This window comes from Sorangium sp. So ce124, assembly GCF_051525235.1.
In the GTDB taxonomy this organism is placed as follows: domain Bacteria; phylum Myxococcota_A; class Polyangia; order Polyangiales; family Polyangiaceae; genus Sorangium; species Sorangium atrum.
In genome coordinates this window covers 6,531,756-6,543,982 of the sequence record NZ_CP150312.1, presented here as the reverse complement: position 1 = coordinate 6,543,982, position 12,227 = coordinate 6,531,756, and the positions used below count along the sequence as shown (strand labels likewise).

The 12,227-nt window shown below is 71.6% G+C and carries 12 protein-coding genes and 1 tRNA gene; 4 read left to right on the top strand and 9 right to left on the bottom strand.

From position 1 onward, the window contains the following. Positions 1-233 precede the first annotated feature (233 nt). The 9 genes from WMF19_RS24420 to WMF19_RS24380 all read right to left on the bottom strand — a co-directional run bounded on the left by WMF19_RS24420 (position 234) and on the right by WMF19_RS24380 (position 8,898). The gene (locus tag WMF19_RS24420) at positions 234-1,223 is read right to left on the bottom strand and encodes a hypothetical protein (protein WP_437901332.1); all 990 of its coding nucleotides are present in this window, start codon (positions 1,221-1,223) and stop codon (positions 234-236) included. After that, on the bottom strand, positions 1,220-1,717 hold the full coding sequence (locus WMF19_RS24415) for a hypothetical protein (protein ID WP_437901331.1): 498 nt from the start codon (positions 1,715-1,717) through the stop codon (positions 1,220-1,222). The genes WMF19_RS24420 and WMF19_RS24415 overlap by 4 nt, the downstream gene beginning before the upstream one ends. Before the next feature lie 60 nt (positions 1,718-1,777). Then, entirely contained in the window at positions 1,778-2,380 is a 603-nt protein-coding gene (locus tag WMF19_RS24410; protein ID WP_437901330.1) for a type IV pilin protein, read from the bottom strand. A gap of 78 nt (positions 2,381-2,458) precedes the next feature. Beyond that, positions 2,459-3,073 (bottom strand): type IV pilin protein, encoded by a 615-nt coding sequence (locus tag WMF19_RS24405; protein WP_437901329.1) that lies wholly within the window; start codon positions 3,071-3,073, stop codon positions 2,459-2,461. A gap of 156 nt (positions 3,074-3,229) precedes the next feature. Then, positions 3,230-3,814 carry a type IV pilin protein gene (locus tag WMF19_RS24400; RefSeq protein ID WP_437901328.1) on the bottom strand — a complete coding sequence of 195 codons (585 nt, stop codon included), beginning with the start codon at positions 3,812-3,814 and terminating at the stop codon, positions 3,230-3,232. Positions 3,815-3,977: 163 nt separating this feature from the next. Continuing rightward, positions 3,978-5,459, bottom strand: coding sequence for a sigma-54-dependent transcriptional regulator (locus WMF19_RS24395; RefSeq protein WP_437901669.1), 1,482 nt, complete (start codon positions 5,457-5,459; stop codon positions 3,978-3,980). 142 nt (positions 5,460-5,601) lie between these two features. Continuing rightward, positions 5,602-5,994 carry a hypothetical protein gene (locus WMF19_RS24390; RefSeq protein ID WP_437331159.1) on the bottom strand — a complete coding sequence of 131 codons (393 nt, stop codon included), beginning with the start codon at positions 5,992-5,994 and terminating at the stop codon, positions 5,602-5,604. 109 nt (positions 5,995-6,103) lie between these two features. Then, entirely contained in the window at positions 6,104-7,570 is a 1,467-nt protein-coding gene (gene rimO / locus WMF19_RS24385; RefSeq protein ID WP_437803933.1) for a 30S ribosomal protein S12 methylthiotransferase RimO, read from the bottom strand. Then, a complete protein-coding gene (locus WMF19_RS24380; RefSeq protein ID WP_437901668.1) occupies positions 7,567-8,898 on the bottom strand; it encodes a dihydroorotase in 1,332 nt (443 codons plus the stop codon). Before WMF19_RS24380 ends, rimO begins: the two co-directional genes overlap by 4 nt. A gap of 334 nt (positions 8,899-9,232) precedes the next feature. Between WMF19_RS24380 and WMF19_RS24375 the strand changes: the two genes are divergently transcribed. From WMF19_RS24375 to WMF19_RS24360, 4 genes are all read left to right on the top strand, one after another. Then, positions 9,233-9,319 (top strand) — tRNA-Leu (locus tag WMF19_RS24375). Positions 9,320-9,519: 200 nt separating this feature from the next. Next, positions 9,520-10,698 (top strand): hypothetical protein, encoded by a 1,179-nt coding sequence (locus WMF19_RS24370; RefSeq protein WP_437803931.1) that lies wholly within the window; start codon positions 9,520-9,522, stop codon positions 10,696-10,698. Between the two features lie 66 nt (positions 10,699-10,764). Then, complete coding sequence (locus WMF19_RS24365) at positions 10,765-11,835, top strand: DUF4190 domain-containing protein (RefSeq protein WP_437901327.1); 1,071 nt, start codon at positions 10,765-10,767, stop codon at positions 11,833-11,835. 56 nt (positions 11,836-11,891) lie between these two features. Then, positions 11,892-12,200: a hypothetical protein gene (locus WMF19_RS24360; protein ID WP_437901326.1), complete on the top strand. Its 309-nt coding sequence runs from the start codon at positions 11,892-11,894 to the stop codon at positions 12,198-12,200. The last annotated feature ends 27 nt before the right edge of the window (positions 12,201-12,227 follow it).

Genomic DNA, 12,227 nt, shown 5'->3' with positions numbered 1-12,227 from the left:
CCGCCAGGGACACCAGGAAAGCCGTCTGGAACGCCAAGGCCAGCTGCCAGGGGCGCCGGGAGAGCCGCCAGGGACGTCAGGAGAGCCGCCAGGGACACCCGGACGAGCTGTCAGCGAGTCCAGGCGCTGCAGGGCGCTGGCCGTCGCTGCCTCCAGCGCTTCATTCGGCCTGTTCCACGGACGCCCGGGCGCCGCGCCGGCGTCCGGCGCGCCGCTTCAGCGCCCGAGGCAGCTCACCGCTCGCCCTCGACCCGCTCCGCCCAGGCGCGCCAGGTGGTCGCGCAGCGCGGCTCGTCCGCGTGCGCGCCGCCGGCGCAGTACGCCGGGTCGCGCTGGGGGCCCAGCACGAGGATCGCGGTGTTGCTGACGAACGGCAGGTCGCGCCGCCAGACATCGCGGAACCCGTCGAGGCGCCGGCGGTACTTCTCTGCGTCGCGCGCGTCGAGGAGCTTGTCGAGCTGCGCGCGGATCTTCTGCTTGAGCTCCTCGTCGTCGGTGACGGCGAGCGTGCGCTGGAGGAACCGGATCTGCGCCTCTCGCTCGCCGGCGCGCCCCAGGATGCCCGCGCCGCCGAGCGCCTGCCAGCTGATGTTCGCGTCGCCGCCGCCGAGCTCCGCGGCGCGCGCGAGCATCCGGGCTCCATCGAGGCGCCACTGCGCCTTCTCCTCCGGATCGGTCAGGTACGCGGCCGGCGCGATGAAGCCGACGAACTGGCCGAGCGCGAGCCAGATCTCGCCGTCGAGGGGGCGGTTCTGGACCCCGCGCTCCATGATCTCACGCGCCTTGACGACCTCGCGGTGCGGCGTCTCGCTCGTCTGGAACGTGATGAGCGCGTCCGCGAACAGGTAGGGGTCGCGGAAGGTCGGGTCGAGCGCGTTGATGGCGTCGAGCAGCAGGGTGAGGTTCTCGAACCGGCGCCGCTCCATGGTGTGCATGCCCTGCGAGACGAGCACGTGCGACCAGAGCAGATCGGCCAGCGCGGAGCGGTAGCCGAGCGACAGACCGACCACTTCGTCCGTCGGCGGCAGGACGTACACATCGGAGGTCTCGGCGACCCGCTGCGCCAGGTCCGCGGCCGGCGCGCGCACGCTCCCGATGGCGACGGCGGCGGCGGCGGAGAGCGCGACAGCGACGAGCGCCTCGCGCGCGCCTGCGAGGCGGGCGAGGAGCGAGCGGGCTGCCGGAGGAGGCCCCGCCCCGGGCGCGGGAAGGTCCCCCATCATTCCACCTCGCGGTCCACGAACATGCCCGGCAGCACGCGGGCCGGCTCCCCGGGGATCCGCTCGCCGCGCACCTCGAACGTGGACAGCACGCCGTCGCCGTCGAGGTCGCCGTGCGCTGTCGCTGTGAAGCGCATGGCCTTCGACGCGTCGAGCTCGCTCGTGAACTGGAAGGAGAACGCGTGGGGCCCCTCGAAGCGGAAGTCGAGCGAGCGCCACGTGAGGTGCTCCCACGACTCCGGCGGATCGATCGCGCGCACGCCGCGCGGCACCTGGGCCGGGGTCAGCGGGGCGGACGGGGGGAAGCTGATCTCCTGCGGCCGCGACTCGGCGTAGGCGACCGCGCTCGTCACCAGCCGGTCGAGCCCCTCGATGGGCTCGCTCAGCTTGGACGCGCTGAGGTTTCGGAAGAACGCGGGGACGGCGACGGCGAGGACGCTGCCGCCGACCGCGAAGGCCGCGCTGAGCTCCAGCGCGCTCCAGGAGCGCCAGGTCATGGGCTCCTCTCTACCTCACCCCTCCACGATCGAACAAGCGCGCGGGAGGCACGGTTCACATCACTCGGAGTCGAAGATCATGGTGCTGGTCACGATCTCGCCGTCGCGCACCTCCCCGGTGCGGGCGATCGTGTACCTCTGCCCGTCGCCCTTCAGGTCGCCGACCGCGCCCACCTCGAAGCCGTCCGGTCCGGGGATGGGAGCGCCAAGCAGGCCCTGGCTGACGTAGCTTCCGCCGACCTGGTACGAGTACTGGAAGTAGATGGGCTGGCTGATCGAGAAGCCGAGGCACTGCCAGCCCGAGAGGGTCGAGCCCGAGTTGAAGTCGGCGCCCGGCGCGTCGTCCGGCTGGTACTTCTTCCCCTCGACGGACGCGAAGAGGAGCGGGACCGGCGTCGCCGAGGTGCAGAGGAGGTGAGTGTTCGCCGAGGCGACGCCCGTGGCCGCCAAGATCTGCGAGACGTCGCGCTCGCGCTCGTACTGGGCGATCGCGGTGCGGGTGATGGCGCCGACGGTCTGCTTCGCTTCAGCCGTCTTCGCCGTGACGAGGTAGCTGCGCACGCCGAAGATCGCCAGCGCGGCGAGCACGCCGGCGATCGCGACGACGATCATGACCTCGATGAGGGTGAAGGCTCGTCCACGGACCGATGTCGTGCTCGACATAACACGCCCTCTCCGCTCGCAGACGACGCCGATGGACCGGGGCAGCCCGGCTCATGTGAGCCGGGCTGCCGGGAGGTCTCATTCGAACTCGTTGTTGACGAAGACCTGCGTGGCCAGCGCCAGCTCGCCGTTGGTGATGGTGCCGCCGCGGGCGAAGCCGCTGAACGCACTGGCGTCGCCGTCGATGTCGCCGATGGCGCTCGCCTCGAAGCCGTTCAGCCCGGTGCCGACCGTGGGCGCGCCCGCGAGGGCGGCGTGGGGGTTGTTCGCACCCCGGAGATAGTGGTACTGATAGTAGATCGGCTGCGATATCGTGAACTTGAGGCACGTCCAGCCCTGGGTCGCGGTGCCCGCGTTGAAGTCTTGCAACGCGGCCGAGTTCGGCTGGTACTTCAGGCCCTGTGGGATGAACCCCGGAACCGCGGCGGCGGAGTCGCAGAGCTCGTGGCTCGCGGCCGCCGAGGTGTCACCGCCGCCCAGGATCTGCGAGGCGGCGGTCTCCCGCTCGTAGGCGGCGGCGGCACCGCGGGCGATCGCGCCGATCGTGTTCTTGGCCTCCGAGGTCTTCGCGGTCGCGAGGTACCGGCGCACGCCGTAGATCGCCAGCGCGGCGAGGACGCCGATGATGGCGACGACGATCATGAGCTCGACGAGCGTGAAGCCTCTCCTGTCATATCGCTTGATTGCACGCATGAGTGTCGATCCTCCGTGATGCTTTCTTTAATTGGATGCTTTGCCGAGACTGACCATGATGTCGCCTGGTGCGGGCTCGGCCGGCCCGCAGCGCGAAAACCTCTCCCACGGACAGGCGCTCTCTGCGCCTCACCGGAGCAAAACTCCTCTACTCCGTCACTCCGTCTCGTTCTCCCAGTAGATCCCTGACATCGTGGATGTCGTCAGGAGCAAGGCCAACGTCCCATCCGAGTCCCGATCACCGGCCGCCTGGACGACGTACCACGGACCGTTCGGCGCGAACTGCGGATCGAACAGCGGGTTGCCAGCGGGCAGCCCCGACCATGTGAAGCCTGAGTGTGGCGTCACGCTGAAGGGGGGGGCGTCGCCGGCCACGCTCGCGTATCCGAAGCGGACAGCGCCGTCCGTCGTCACGTTGAGCAGCTGCCAGTTCGTCGCGTGTGGGTGAGCGCCGCCCCACGCGCGCTTGCGATCGCTGAGCGTCCCCGCAGGGTACCAGGCATCGAGCGATCCCTGAGACACATTCAAGTACACGAGCATCTCGGCCTTGTAGGCCTCCTGTGCACCGCGGATGCCCTGCATGACCGCCTTCGGCTCGGCGATGCCCGCCGCGTCCATGTACCTGCGGTATCCGACCATGGCGATCGCCGCGAGGACACCCACCATCGCGACGACGACGAGGAGCTCGACGAGCGTGAACGCTCGCCTCGCTGCGCTTCGCTGTCGCCGCGTGCTCCGCATGCGCCCTGATGCTTCAGCAGGTGACGTGCCAAGGAGAGCGCGGCGCGGCGCCGTCTTCGAGTTGCGCGAGAAGCTCATGAGTTGCCTCGGTTTTCCTTGAGGTGAGGAGGGCAGGGTGCCGGAGGTGTGGGGTTGTGTTCTTTGGCGGCGGTGACGAAAACCGTCACTGCAGGGCGCCCGGCGGTGACGATTCTCGTCGGGATCCTCCCTCCGGGTCGTCGTCTCCCTCCCCATCGGCGGCAAGGGCGTGCTTGGCGAGGCGGTAGCGCAGCGACCGGAACGAGACGCCGAGCAGCTTCGCGGCCGCCTTGCGGACGCCGCCGGTGCGCTCGAGCGCCTGGAGGATGAGCCGGCGCTCGACCTCGCCGATCACCTCGTCGAGCGCGCACCCGTCGGGCGGGAGCTGCGCGAGCAGCGGCGCCGGGCTCGCGCTGAGGCCGGCGACGGCGCCCGGGAGGTCGCCGAGGCCGATCGTGGGCCCTCCGGCGAGCGCCACCGCGCGCTCCATCATGTTCTCGAGCTCGCGCACGTTGCCCGGGAAGCTGTAGGCGTCGAGCGCGCGCACCGCGTCCGTCGTGAGGCCGCGGACGTCCTTGCCGAGCTCGGCGGCGAAGCGGCGGAGGAAGCGCTCGGCCAGCCGCGAGATGTCCCCGGGGCGCTCGCGCAGCGGCGGCAGCTCGATGCGGATGACGTTCAGCCGATAGTAGAGATCCTGCCGGAACCGGCTCTGGCGGACCTCGGCCTCCACGTCCCTGTTGGTCGCGGCCAGGACCCGGACGTCCACCGAGATCTCCGCGGCGGCGCCGACAGGGCGGACCTTCCGCTCCTGGAGCACGCGGAGGAGCTTCACCTGGAGCGCGGCCGGCAGCTCCCCGATCTCGTCGAGGAGCAGCGTCCCGCCGTCCGCCTCTCGGAACAGCCCCATCGAGCGCGCGCCGGCGCCCGTGAACGAGCCCTTCTCGTGGCCGAACAGCTCGCTCTCCATGAGCGCCTCCGGGAGCGCCCCGCAGTTGACCACCAGGAACGGCTTGGCCGCGCGATCGCTCTGGTCGTGGATCGCGCGGGCGACCCGCTCCTTGCCGGTCCCGCTCTCGCCCGTGAGCAGCACGGTGGTGCGCGTCGGCGCGATCTTCGCGATCAGCTCGGCGATCCGCTGCATCGCGGCGCTCGTGCCGAGCGGCTCGCGCGACGGGAGATCGAGCCGCTCGAGCTGGGCGCGCAGCCGCTGGTTCTCCGCGACGATCGAGCTCTTCTCGAGCGCCTTCGCGGCGAGCGCTGTGAGCTCCGCCGGCGAGAACGGCTTGGTCACGAAGTCGTACGCGCCGTGGCGCATCGCGTCGAGCGCGCTCTCCACCGTGGAGTGCGCGGTCATCACGATCACCTCGGTCGCGCGGCTCCGCGCCTTCGCGGCCGTGAGCACCTCGATCCCCGAGCCGTCGGGCATCACGAGGTCGGTGAGGACGAGCGGGAACGGCTGCGGGTTCTGGCGGATGGCCTCGATGGCGGCGCGCGCTCCGGGCGCGACGACGACCTCGTAGCCCTGACGGTGGAAGGCGATGTGGAGCACCTGGCGGAGGCCCGGCTCGTCATCGACGACCAGCACCCGGGTGGCGTTCTGCGGGATGCTCGGCGGGATCGACGCCATCACGCCAACACCGTATCACGATGCTCCGCTCACGCGTCGATGGCGGCCATCGGGCGCGGCGCGCCGCGTCGTCACGTCACCGTGTCGTCACGTCGCCGCGTCGTCACTATCCCACGTCGGTGCATGGAGCTTCGTCGCGCCCTCAGGGGCAGGCGTCGCTCACGACGCCGAGCGGTGTGCGCTCCTCGACGACAAACGATTGCGCCTCGCTCTCGTCGCCTCCGTTGCCCTCCAGCTCCTGCCATACGAGCAGGGTGTCGCAGAGCTCGGCCTCGATCTCGAGGAGGTAACGGCCGTTCCTGTCGGTGTCGTCCTCGATCACGCCCCGCTGCGTCCGCTCGTTGAAGAGGCTGACGCGCGCGCCAGGGCTGCAGTTGCCCGAGATCTGCCACACCCCATCTCGGTCTGCGACGGGCCGCATCGTGTCGGCCGGCTCGGGCGGGGGGAGCGGCAGCGTCGGGCTCAGGCACGCCGCACCGGCGAGCAGCGAGATCGCGAGGGCAACGGCGAGGTGAAGCGCAGCGCGGCGGAGCATCGGCACGGCACGGCGTCATAGCACACCATGTGCCGCGCCCCCTCCGCCGCGGAGCGCCCTGATTCAGCCGGATTTTCAGCGATCGCGCCGCGACCCGATCGCCGGACCGTCAATTCTGTTGGCGCTCGCGTCCATCGGTTTGCAGCACGCGCAGGGCGACGCGCCGCTTCGCCGTGGCCGCGCCGAGATCCGCGGCCGGGGGGAGCCCGGCGCCGCGCCCGCTCTCCTCGTCGTCGAGCAGCTCGCCGACGAGATCGTAGTCGCTCGCCTGCGTGATCCGGACCCGGCACATCTGGCCGGGGCGGACCTCGCCGCCGGAGAGGTAGACCTGTCCGTCGATCTCGGGCGCCTGACCGGCGTGGCGGCCCATGAGCACGTACTCGTGCTCGTCGCTCGTCCCCTCGACGAGCACCTCGAGCTCGCGGCCGATCATGGCGGCGCTCTTCTTGTGCGAGATGCGGCGCTGCAGCGTCATGAGGCGGCGGTAGCGGCTCGCGGCCGTGCGCGCGGGGACCTTGCCCTCGAGCTCGTGGCTGCGGCTCGCCTCCTCGTCGGAGTAGCGGAACACGCCGACGCGCTCGAACTCGGCCCAGCGCACGAAGTCGCAGAGCTCCTCGAACTCGGCGTCCGTCTCGCCGGGGTGGCCGACGATGAACGCGGTGCGGAACGTGAGGTCGGGGACGCGCTCGCGCAGCGTGGAGACGACCCGGCGGAGGCGATCGCCGCCGTGGCCGCGCCGCATCCGCTTCAGCATCGCGTCGGCGGCGTGCTGGAGCGGCATGTCGACGTAGGGCACGACCCGCGGGTGGCCGGCGAGCAGCTCGACGAGGTCGTCGGTCATCTTCTCGGGGTACAGGTAGAAGAGCCGCACCCAGCGCACGCCGGGCACGTCGGCGACCCGCTCGACGAGCTGCGCGAGCGTCGCGCGCGCGCCGTCCTCGGCGCGGCCGGCCGCGTCGCGGCCGTAGGCGATCGTGTCCTGCGAGATGAGGTTGATCTCGCGGACGCCCGCCGCCGCGAGCTGCTCCACCTCGCGCACCACGTCCGGGATGGGCCGGGAGCGCTGCGCGCCGCGCAGGTCCGGGATCACGCAGAACGAGCAGGTGCGGTTGCAGCCCTCGGCGATCTTGACGTAAGCGCTGCCGCCGGGGGTCGAGAGGGTGCGCGGATCGCCGGCGTGGATCAGCCACTCGGCGGGGTTGCCGACGAGCATCCGCTCGGCGTCGCCCGCGAGCACCCGGCCGAGCTTGAGCATGTCGCTCGACCCGAGGAAGTGATCGACCTCGGGCATCTCACGGGCGAGCTCCTCGGGGTGGCGCTGCGACAGGCAGCCGGCCACGACCAGGCGCTTGCAGCTGCCGTGCTCCTTGTGCTGCGCCATCTCGAAGATGGCGTCGATCGACTCCTTCTTCGCGTCGCCGATGAAGCCGCAGGTGTTGACGACGATCACCTCGGCCTCGGCGGCGTCGTCGACGTGCGCGTAGCCGGCCGCGCGGGCGACGCCGAGCATCACCTCGGAGTCGACGCGGTTCTTGGGGCAGCCGAGGCTGACGAAATGGACCTTGCGCGAGCTCATGTCGCCGCTCCTTCGCCGTCGACGAAGACGACCCGCCCCGAGGCGAGCGTCATCTTGACGCGGCCCGTGAGCTGCCGGCCCAGGAACGGCGTGTTCTTGCTCTTCGAGCGCAGGCGCGCCGGGTCGAGCACGAAGCTCAGGTTCGGATCCACGAGGCAGAGCTCGGCGCGGGCGCCGGCCTTGATCGTGGGCGCCTCGAGCCGCGCGATGCGGGCGGGGGCGCGGGTGAGGGCGTCGACGAGCCGGCCGAGGGGGAGGGCGCCCTGCCGGACGAGGTCGAGCAGGACCGGGACGACGAGCTCGAGGCCGATGAGGCCGGGCGACGCCTCGGCGAACTCGCAGTCCTTCTCGAGCGTGGAGTGGGGCGCGTGGTCGGTGGCGACCGCGTCGATCGTGCCGTCCGCGAGCGCCTCGCGGAGCGCGTCGACGTCCGCCTGCTCACGCAGGGGCGGGTTGACCTTGCACGCCGTGTCGTAGCCGAGCACGGCGGCGTCGGTGAGCGTCAGGTGGTGCGGCGTCACCTCGGCGGTCACGGCGATGCCGCGGGCCTTCGCCTCGCGGAGGATGCGGACCGCCCCGAGCGACGAGATGTGCGCGACGTGGTAGCGCGCACCGGTGGCCTCGGCGAGCAGCACGTCGCGCGCGACGATGATGTCCTCCGCCACGCGCGGCCAGCCCCGGAGGCCGAGCCGCGTCGAGATCGCCCCCTCGTGCATCTGCGCCCCGTCGGTGAGCGCGTGGTCCTCTGCGTGCTGGATGATCGGGAGATCGAAGGTCTTCGCGTACTCGAGCGCGCGCCGCATGACGGAGCTCGACGTCACGCAGCGGCCGTCGTCGGAGACCGCCACGGCGCCGGCGTCCTTGAGATCGGCCATCTCGGTGAGCTCGGCGCCCTTCTGGCCCATCGTGATCGCGCCGATGGGGTGGAGCGCGGGCCCCCCGATCGCGCGGGCTCGCGCGATCATGGCCTCGGTGATGGAGCGGGTGTCGTTGACGGGCCGCGTGTTCGGCATCGCGCACACGTGGGCGAAGCCGCCGGCCGCCGCGGCGGCCAGCCCGGAGGCGATGTCTTCCTTGTACTCCTGCCCGGGCTCGCGGAGGTGGGCGTGGAGATCGACGAACGCGGGGAGGAGCAGGAGCCCATCGCCCTGGATGATCTCGGCCCGGTCGGCGCGGCGCAGCTCGTCGGTCGCTGCGCCGCGTCCCGCCCGGGTGATGACGCCGTCTTCCACGACGACGTCGATCACGTCGTCGAGCTGTTGGGCCGGGTCGACGGCGCGCACGCCGACGAAGAGAAGGAGGGGAGGAGGTGAGCCGATGGCCGCCATGGGAGCGCGCTCCCGTAGCACAGGCGCTCCTCGTCGTGCACCGGTGCGGCGTCAGCGGGGGAATCAATCCGGCAAGGAGACCGCGCGCCGGGGTCAGCTGGCAGCCGGAGGAAGCCAGGGAGGCCTGAGCAAGGCGAAGGACGGGAACGCGACGGATGCGACGAACGTGATGGACGTAACGGACCTGGCGAACGTGGCGGACGCAACCGACGCAACGGACGGGGCGAACGCAACAGGCACAACGGACGGAACGGTCGGCGAAGAAAAACGCTCGGGGCGTGATACAGCGCTTGACGAATCGCGAGGGGGTGAGGTAGTGATGCCGTCCCCGCTCGCGAAGCTGGCGGAATTGGCAGACGCGCTGGATTCAGGTTCCAGTGGGGTAACTCCCGTGGAGGTTCAAGTCCTCTGCTTCGCACCAAGCGCTCTTCTTGTCCTGCTTCTTTAGCCATGACTCTTGCCAAGGTCGTGGCTCTGTCCCTGCTTGCCGTCTTCGGCAGTTCCTGTGATCGCCGCTCCTCCCCCTCGGCGGGAGGAGCCGCGAGTGCAGCCCCTGGTCCGAGCGCCTCGGGGGCGGTCCTCGCAGCCGCCGCTGCGTCGAGCGCCCCGACCGAGCCCGCGGTGGCCACTGCGCCGGCCGAGCCCGAGGTGCCGCGCGGGACCGGCGTGCAGGAGTTCGTGCCCATCGGCTCCCTCGAGGGGTGCAAGACGAAGTCGGGTGATATCGCGACCTACATCCTGCGCGAGGGGATGGGGATCGCCGGGCGCGCCGACGGTTCGTTCGGGGCCGTGTGGCTCGTGGACCTGAAGGGAGGGGACGCGCAGATCGCGTTCGCCGGCTTCGATAGCGATGCCCGGCAGGTCGCTCGTGCGAGGGCGATCTCGAGCACGCGAGACGCAGGGCTCCGGATCTTCTCCTCGGGCGACGAGTGGGCGGTCACGTGGTTCGACGCGGAGGGGCTCGCGTACGCGAGGCCCCGCTGGGAGACGAACCCGCCGGTGGGGATCCAGCGCGTCGGCGCGATCGGGAGGGAGGTCAGCGACCATGTCGCCCTCGCGCCCGCTCCTGGTGGCGCCCTTGTCGCAGCGGCGCCCTTCGGGCCGGACCGCCATCGCCTGGGGGTGTTCCAGTTCGCGCCGGTGGATCCTGCGCAGCCGCAGCTCAAGGCGGTCGGGGTCACGCGAAGCGCCAAGATGCCGCGCTGGCCTGCGGTCGCTGCCGACGCGTCCGGCGGCTACCTCGTCGCCTGGCAGGACGAGGAGGACGGGAGCATCCGGGCCTCGCGGTTCGACGCCGCGGGCAGGGAAGGGAATGCCCACCTCGTCGCGAAGCGACAGGGCGGCGACCGACCGGCTGGCGCGGCTCAGGAGACCCCGGACAGGGATCAGCGGCTCGGGCTCGTGGCTACAGGCAGCGCCGGCGCGCTGCTGCTCTGGAGCGAGGGAGCCACCTTGATCGCCCGCGCTCTGGACGCCGAGGCGCAGCCGCGCGGGGCGCCCTGGGTCGTCGGTAAGGGCAAGTGGCGCGCGCTCGCGCCGAGCGGCGACGGGGCCCTCGTGGCGTGGGTCGGCCACGATGGCAAGGTGGAGGGGCAAACCCTGCTCGTGAAGCTGGCCGCCGACGGTGCGCCCTCTGCTCGAGGGATCCGGGTGTCGGATGGGGTGTTTCCCGTAAAGGATTCTCCGAGCGTCGCGCTCGCCGGTGAGCGGGTGGGCGTCGCATGGACGGAGCCCATGAGCACCGGTGTGAGCACGAAGCGCGCAGTCTTGCGGGTCATCGAGCGCACCTGCATCCCCTGAGCGCTCACGCGATGAGAGGCCCCGTGCGGCGGGCGTAGCGCGGCCTCCGGCGCTAGGATGAAGAGCGTGAGCCACGCATTCGGCCCGACTCAGCCACCGCCGAACCGCGATGCGAACGAGCCGCCTGCAGCGCTCAGGGACGTGCAGACGGCCGCCCTGCCCTTCGAAAACGAGCCGCCTGCCGGCGCGCCGCCCAGCGACCCAGTCGCGGCGCGCGTCGCGCTCGTGCCGGCTGCAGCCCAGCTGAGCCGCGCGCAGGCGGCGCGGCTGATCATCCAGGATCCCTACCTCACGCCGCCGCCCCCGCCGGAGCGACGGCAGCTCTCCACGCTGGCCGTGAGCTCGCTCGTCGCGGCGCTGTTCGGGCCGCTCGGGGCGATCGCGGCGATCGCCTTCGGCTGGGCGGCGCGCCGCGAGATCGAGCAGGCCCCGACCGTGCGCAGGGGGTACGCGCTCGCCAGCGTTGGGCTCGCGCTCGGCGTCCTGCTCGCCCTCTGCTGGAGCTCGGCGATCGGCTTCGGCGTGTGGATGTGGAGCACCCATCGCACCGGAGAGACGGCCTCCGCCGTCCCGGAGAGGGAGGCCTCGCCGGAGCCGGCGAGCACCGCGTCGCCGTCGATGCCGCTGCCGGAGGCGCCTCCTCCGGCGGCGCAGCCGAGCGGCAGCGTCCCTCAGCACACGACCCACCGGCGCGTCGGGGGGGTCTCCATCGTCGATATCGGCGTCGACGTCTCCGTGCTCAGCGAGGAGCTCGCCAAGCAGCGCGCGGAGGCATACGCCCAGGGCGAGAAGGTCCTCGTGATGACGACGAGCGATCCCTGCGAGCCGTGCCGCGGGGTCGACCGCGCGCTCGCCGATCCGCTGATGCAGACGGCCCTCCGGAGCGTGCGGCTCGTGCGCGTGGACATCGATCTCTTCAAGGAGGACCTCGACCAGATCAAGATGCCGCGGCGGCTCTACCCGGGCTTCTTCCTGCTCTCGCCGGATCTCTCCCCGCAGGACGGGATCAACGGCGGCGAGTGGGACGACGACATCGCGCGCAACATCGCGCCCGTGCTGGGGGCGTTCGTGCGGGGCCAGTACACGACCCGCCGGCAGCCGTGGAACCCGCTGCCCGGCTCGGGCATGCGGCTCTGAGCTGGGTCGCGCGCGGCGACGAGCCCCTCGCGCGCCGGACAGGGTAAGCTCGGGCTGTGAAGCGCTTCGGCCAGCTCGCCCTCTTCGCTCTCTGCGTCGCGTTCAGCGTCTCGGCGGTCTACAACGTCGTCTCCGACAACGCCGACGTCGAGCGGAGGGCGGCGCTCGTCGCGTGCGGCGAGGACGGCGCCGCGAGCGCGCCGGAGCCGCGCCGCCCCAGCGCGGGCTGCAGAGCGCAGATGACGCGGCTGGAACGGACGCCGTTCGGCCAGACCTTCGAGTTCACCACGGCGAAGCGCACCGTGGACGTCAGGTGCGAGCGGGCGCTCGTGTTCGCCGGCGAGTACAGCTGCAAGCTCAGGTGATCGCCGAGGCGGCGGCCTTCACCCCGC

Excerpts from the sequence above, each read along its gene's own strand:
- WMF19_RS24400 (WP_437901328.1), bottom strand. The coding sequence starts at position 3,814 with ATGCGGAGCACGCGGCGACAGCGAAGCGCAGCGAGGCGAGCGTTCACG.
- WMF19_RS24380 (WP_437901668.1), bottom strand. The coding sequence starts at position 8,898 with ATGGCGGCCATCGGCTCACCTCCTCCCCTCCTTCTCTTCGTCGGCGTG.
- rimO (WP_437803933.1), bottom strand. The coding sequence starts at position 7,570 with ATGAGCTCGCGCAAGGTCCATTTCGTCAGCCTCGGCTGCCCCAAGAAC.
- WMF19_RS24410 (WP_437901330.1), bottom strand. The coding sequence starts at position 2,380 with ATGTCGAGCACGACATCGGTCCGTGGACGAGCCTTCACCCTCATCGAG.
- WMF19_RS24395 (WP_437901669.1), bottom strand. The coding sequence starts at position 5,459 with ATGGCGTCGATCCCGCCGAGCATCCCGCAGAACGCCACCCGGGTGCTG.
- WMF19_RS24405 (WP_437901329.1), bottom strand. The coding sequence starts at position 3,073 with ATGCGTGCAATCAAGCGATATGACAGGAGAGGCTTCACGCTCGTCGAG.
- WMF19_RS24415 (WP_437901331.1), bottom strand. The coding sequence starts at position 1,717 with ATGACCTGGCGCTCCTGGAGCGCGCTGGAGCTCAGCGCGGCCTTCGCG.
- WMF19_RS24420 (WP_437901332.1), bottom strand. The coding sequence starts at position 1,223 with ATGATGGGGGACCTTCCCGCGCCCGGGGCGGGGCCTCCTCCGGCAGCC.
- WMF19_RS24390 (WP_437331159.1), bottom strand. The coding sequence starts at position 5,994 with ATGCTCCGCCGCGCTGCGCTTCACCTCGCCGTTGCCCTCGCGATCTCG.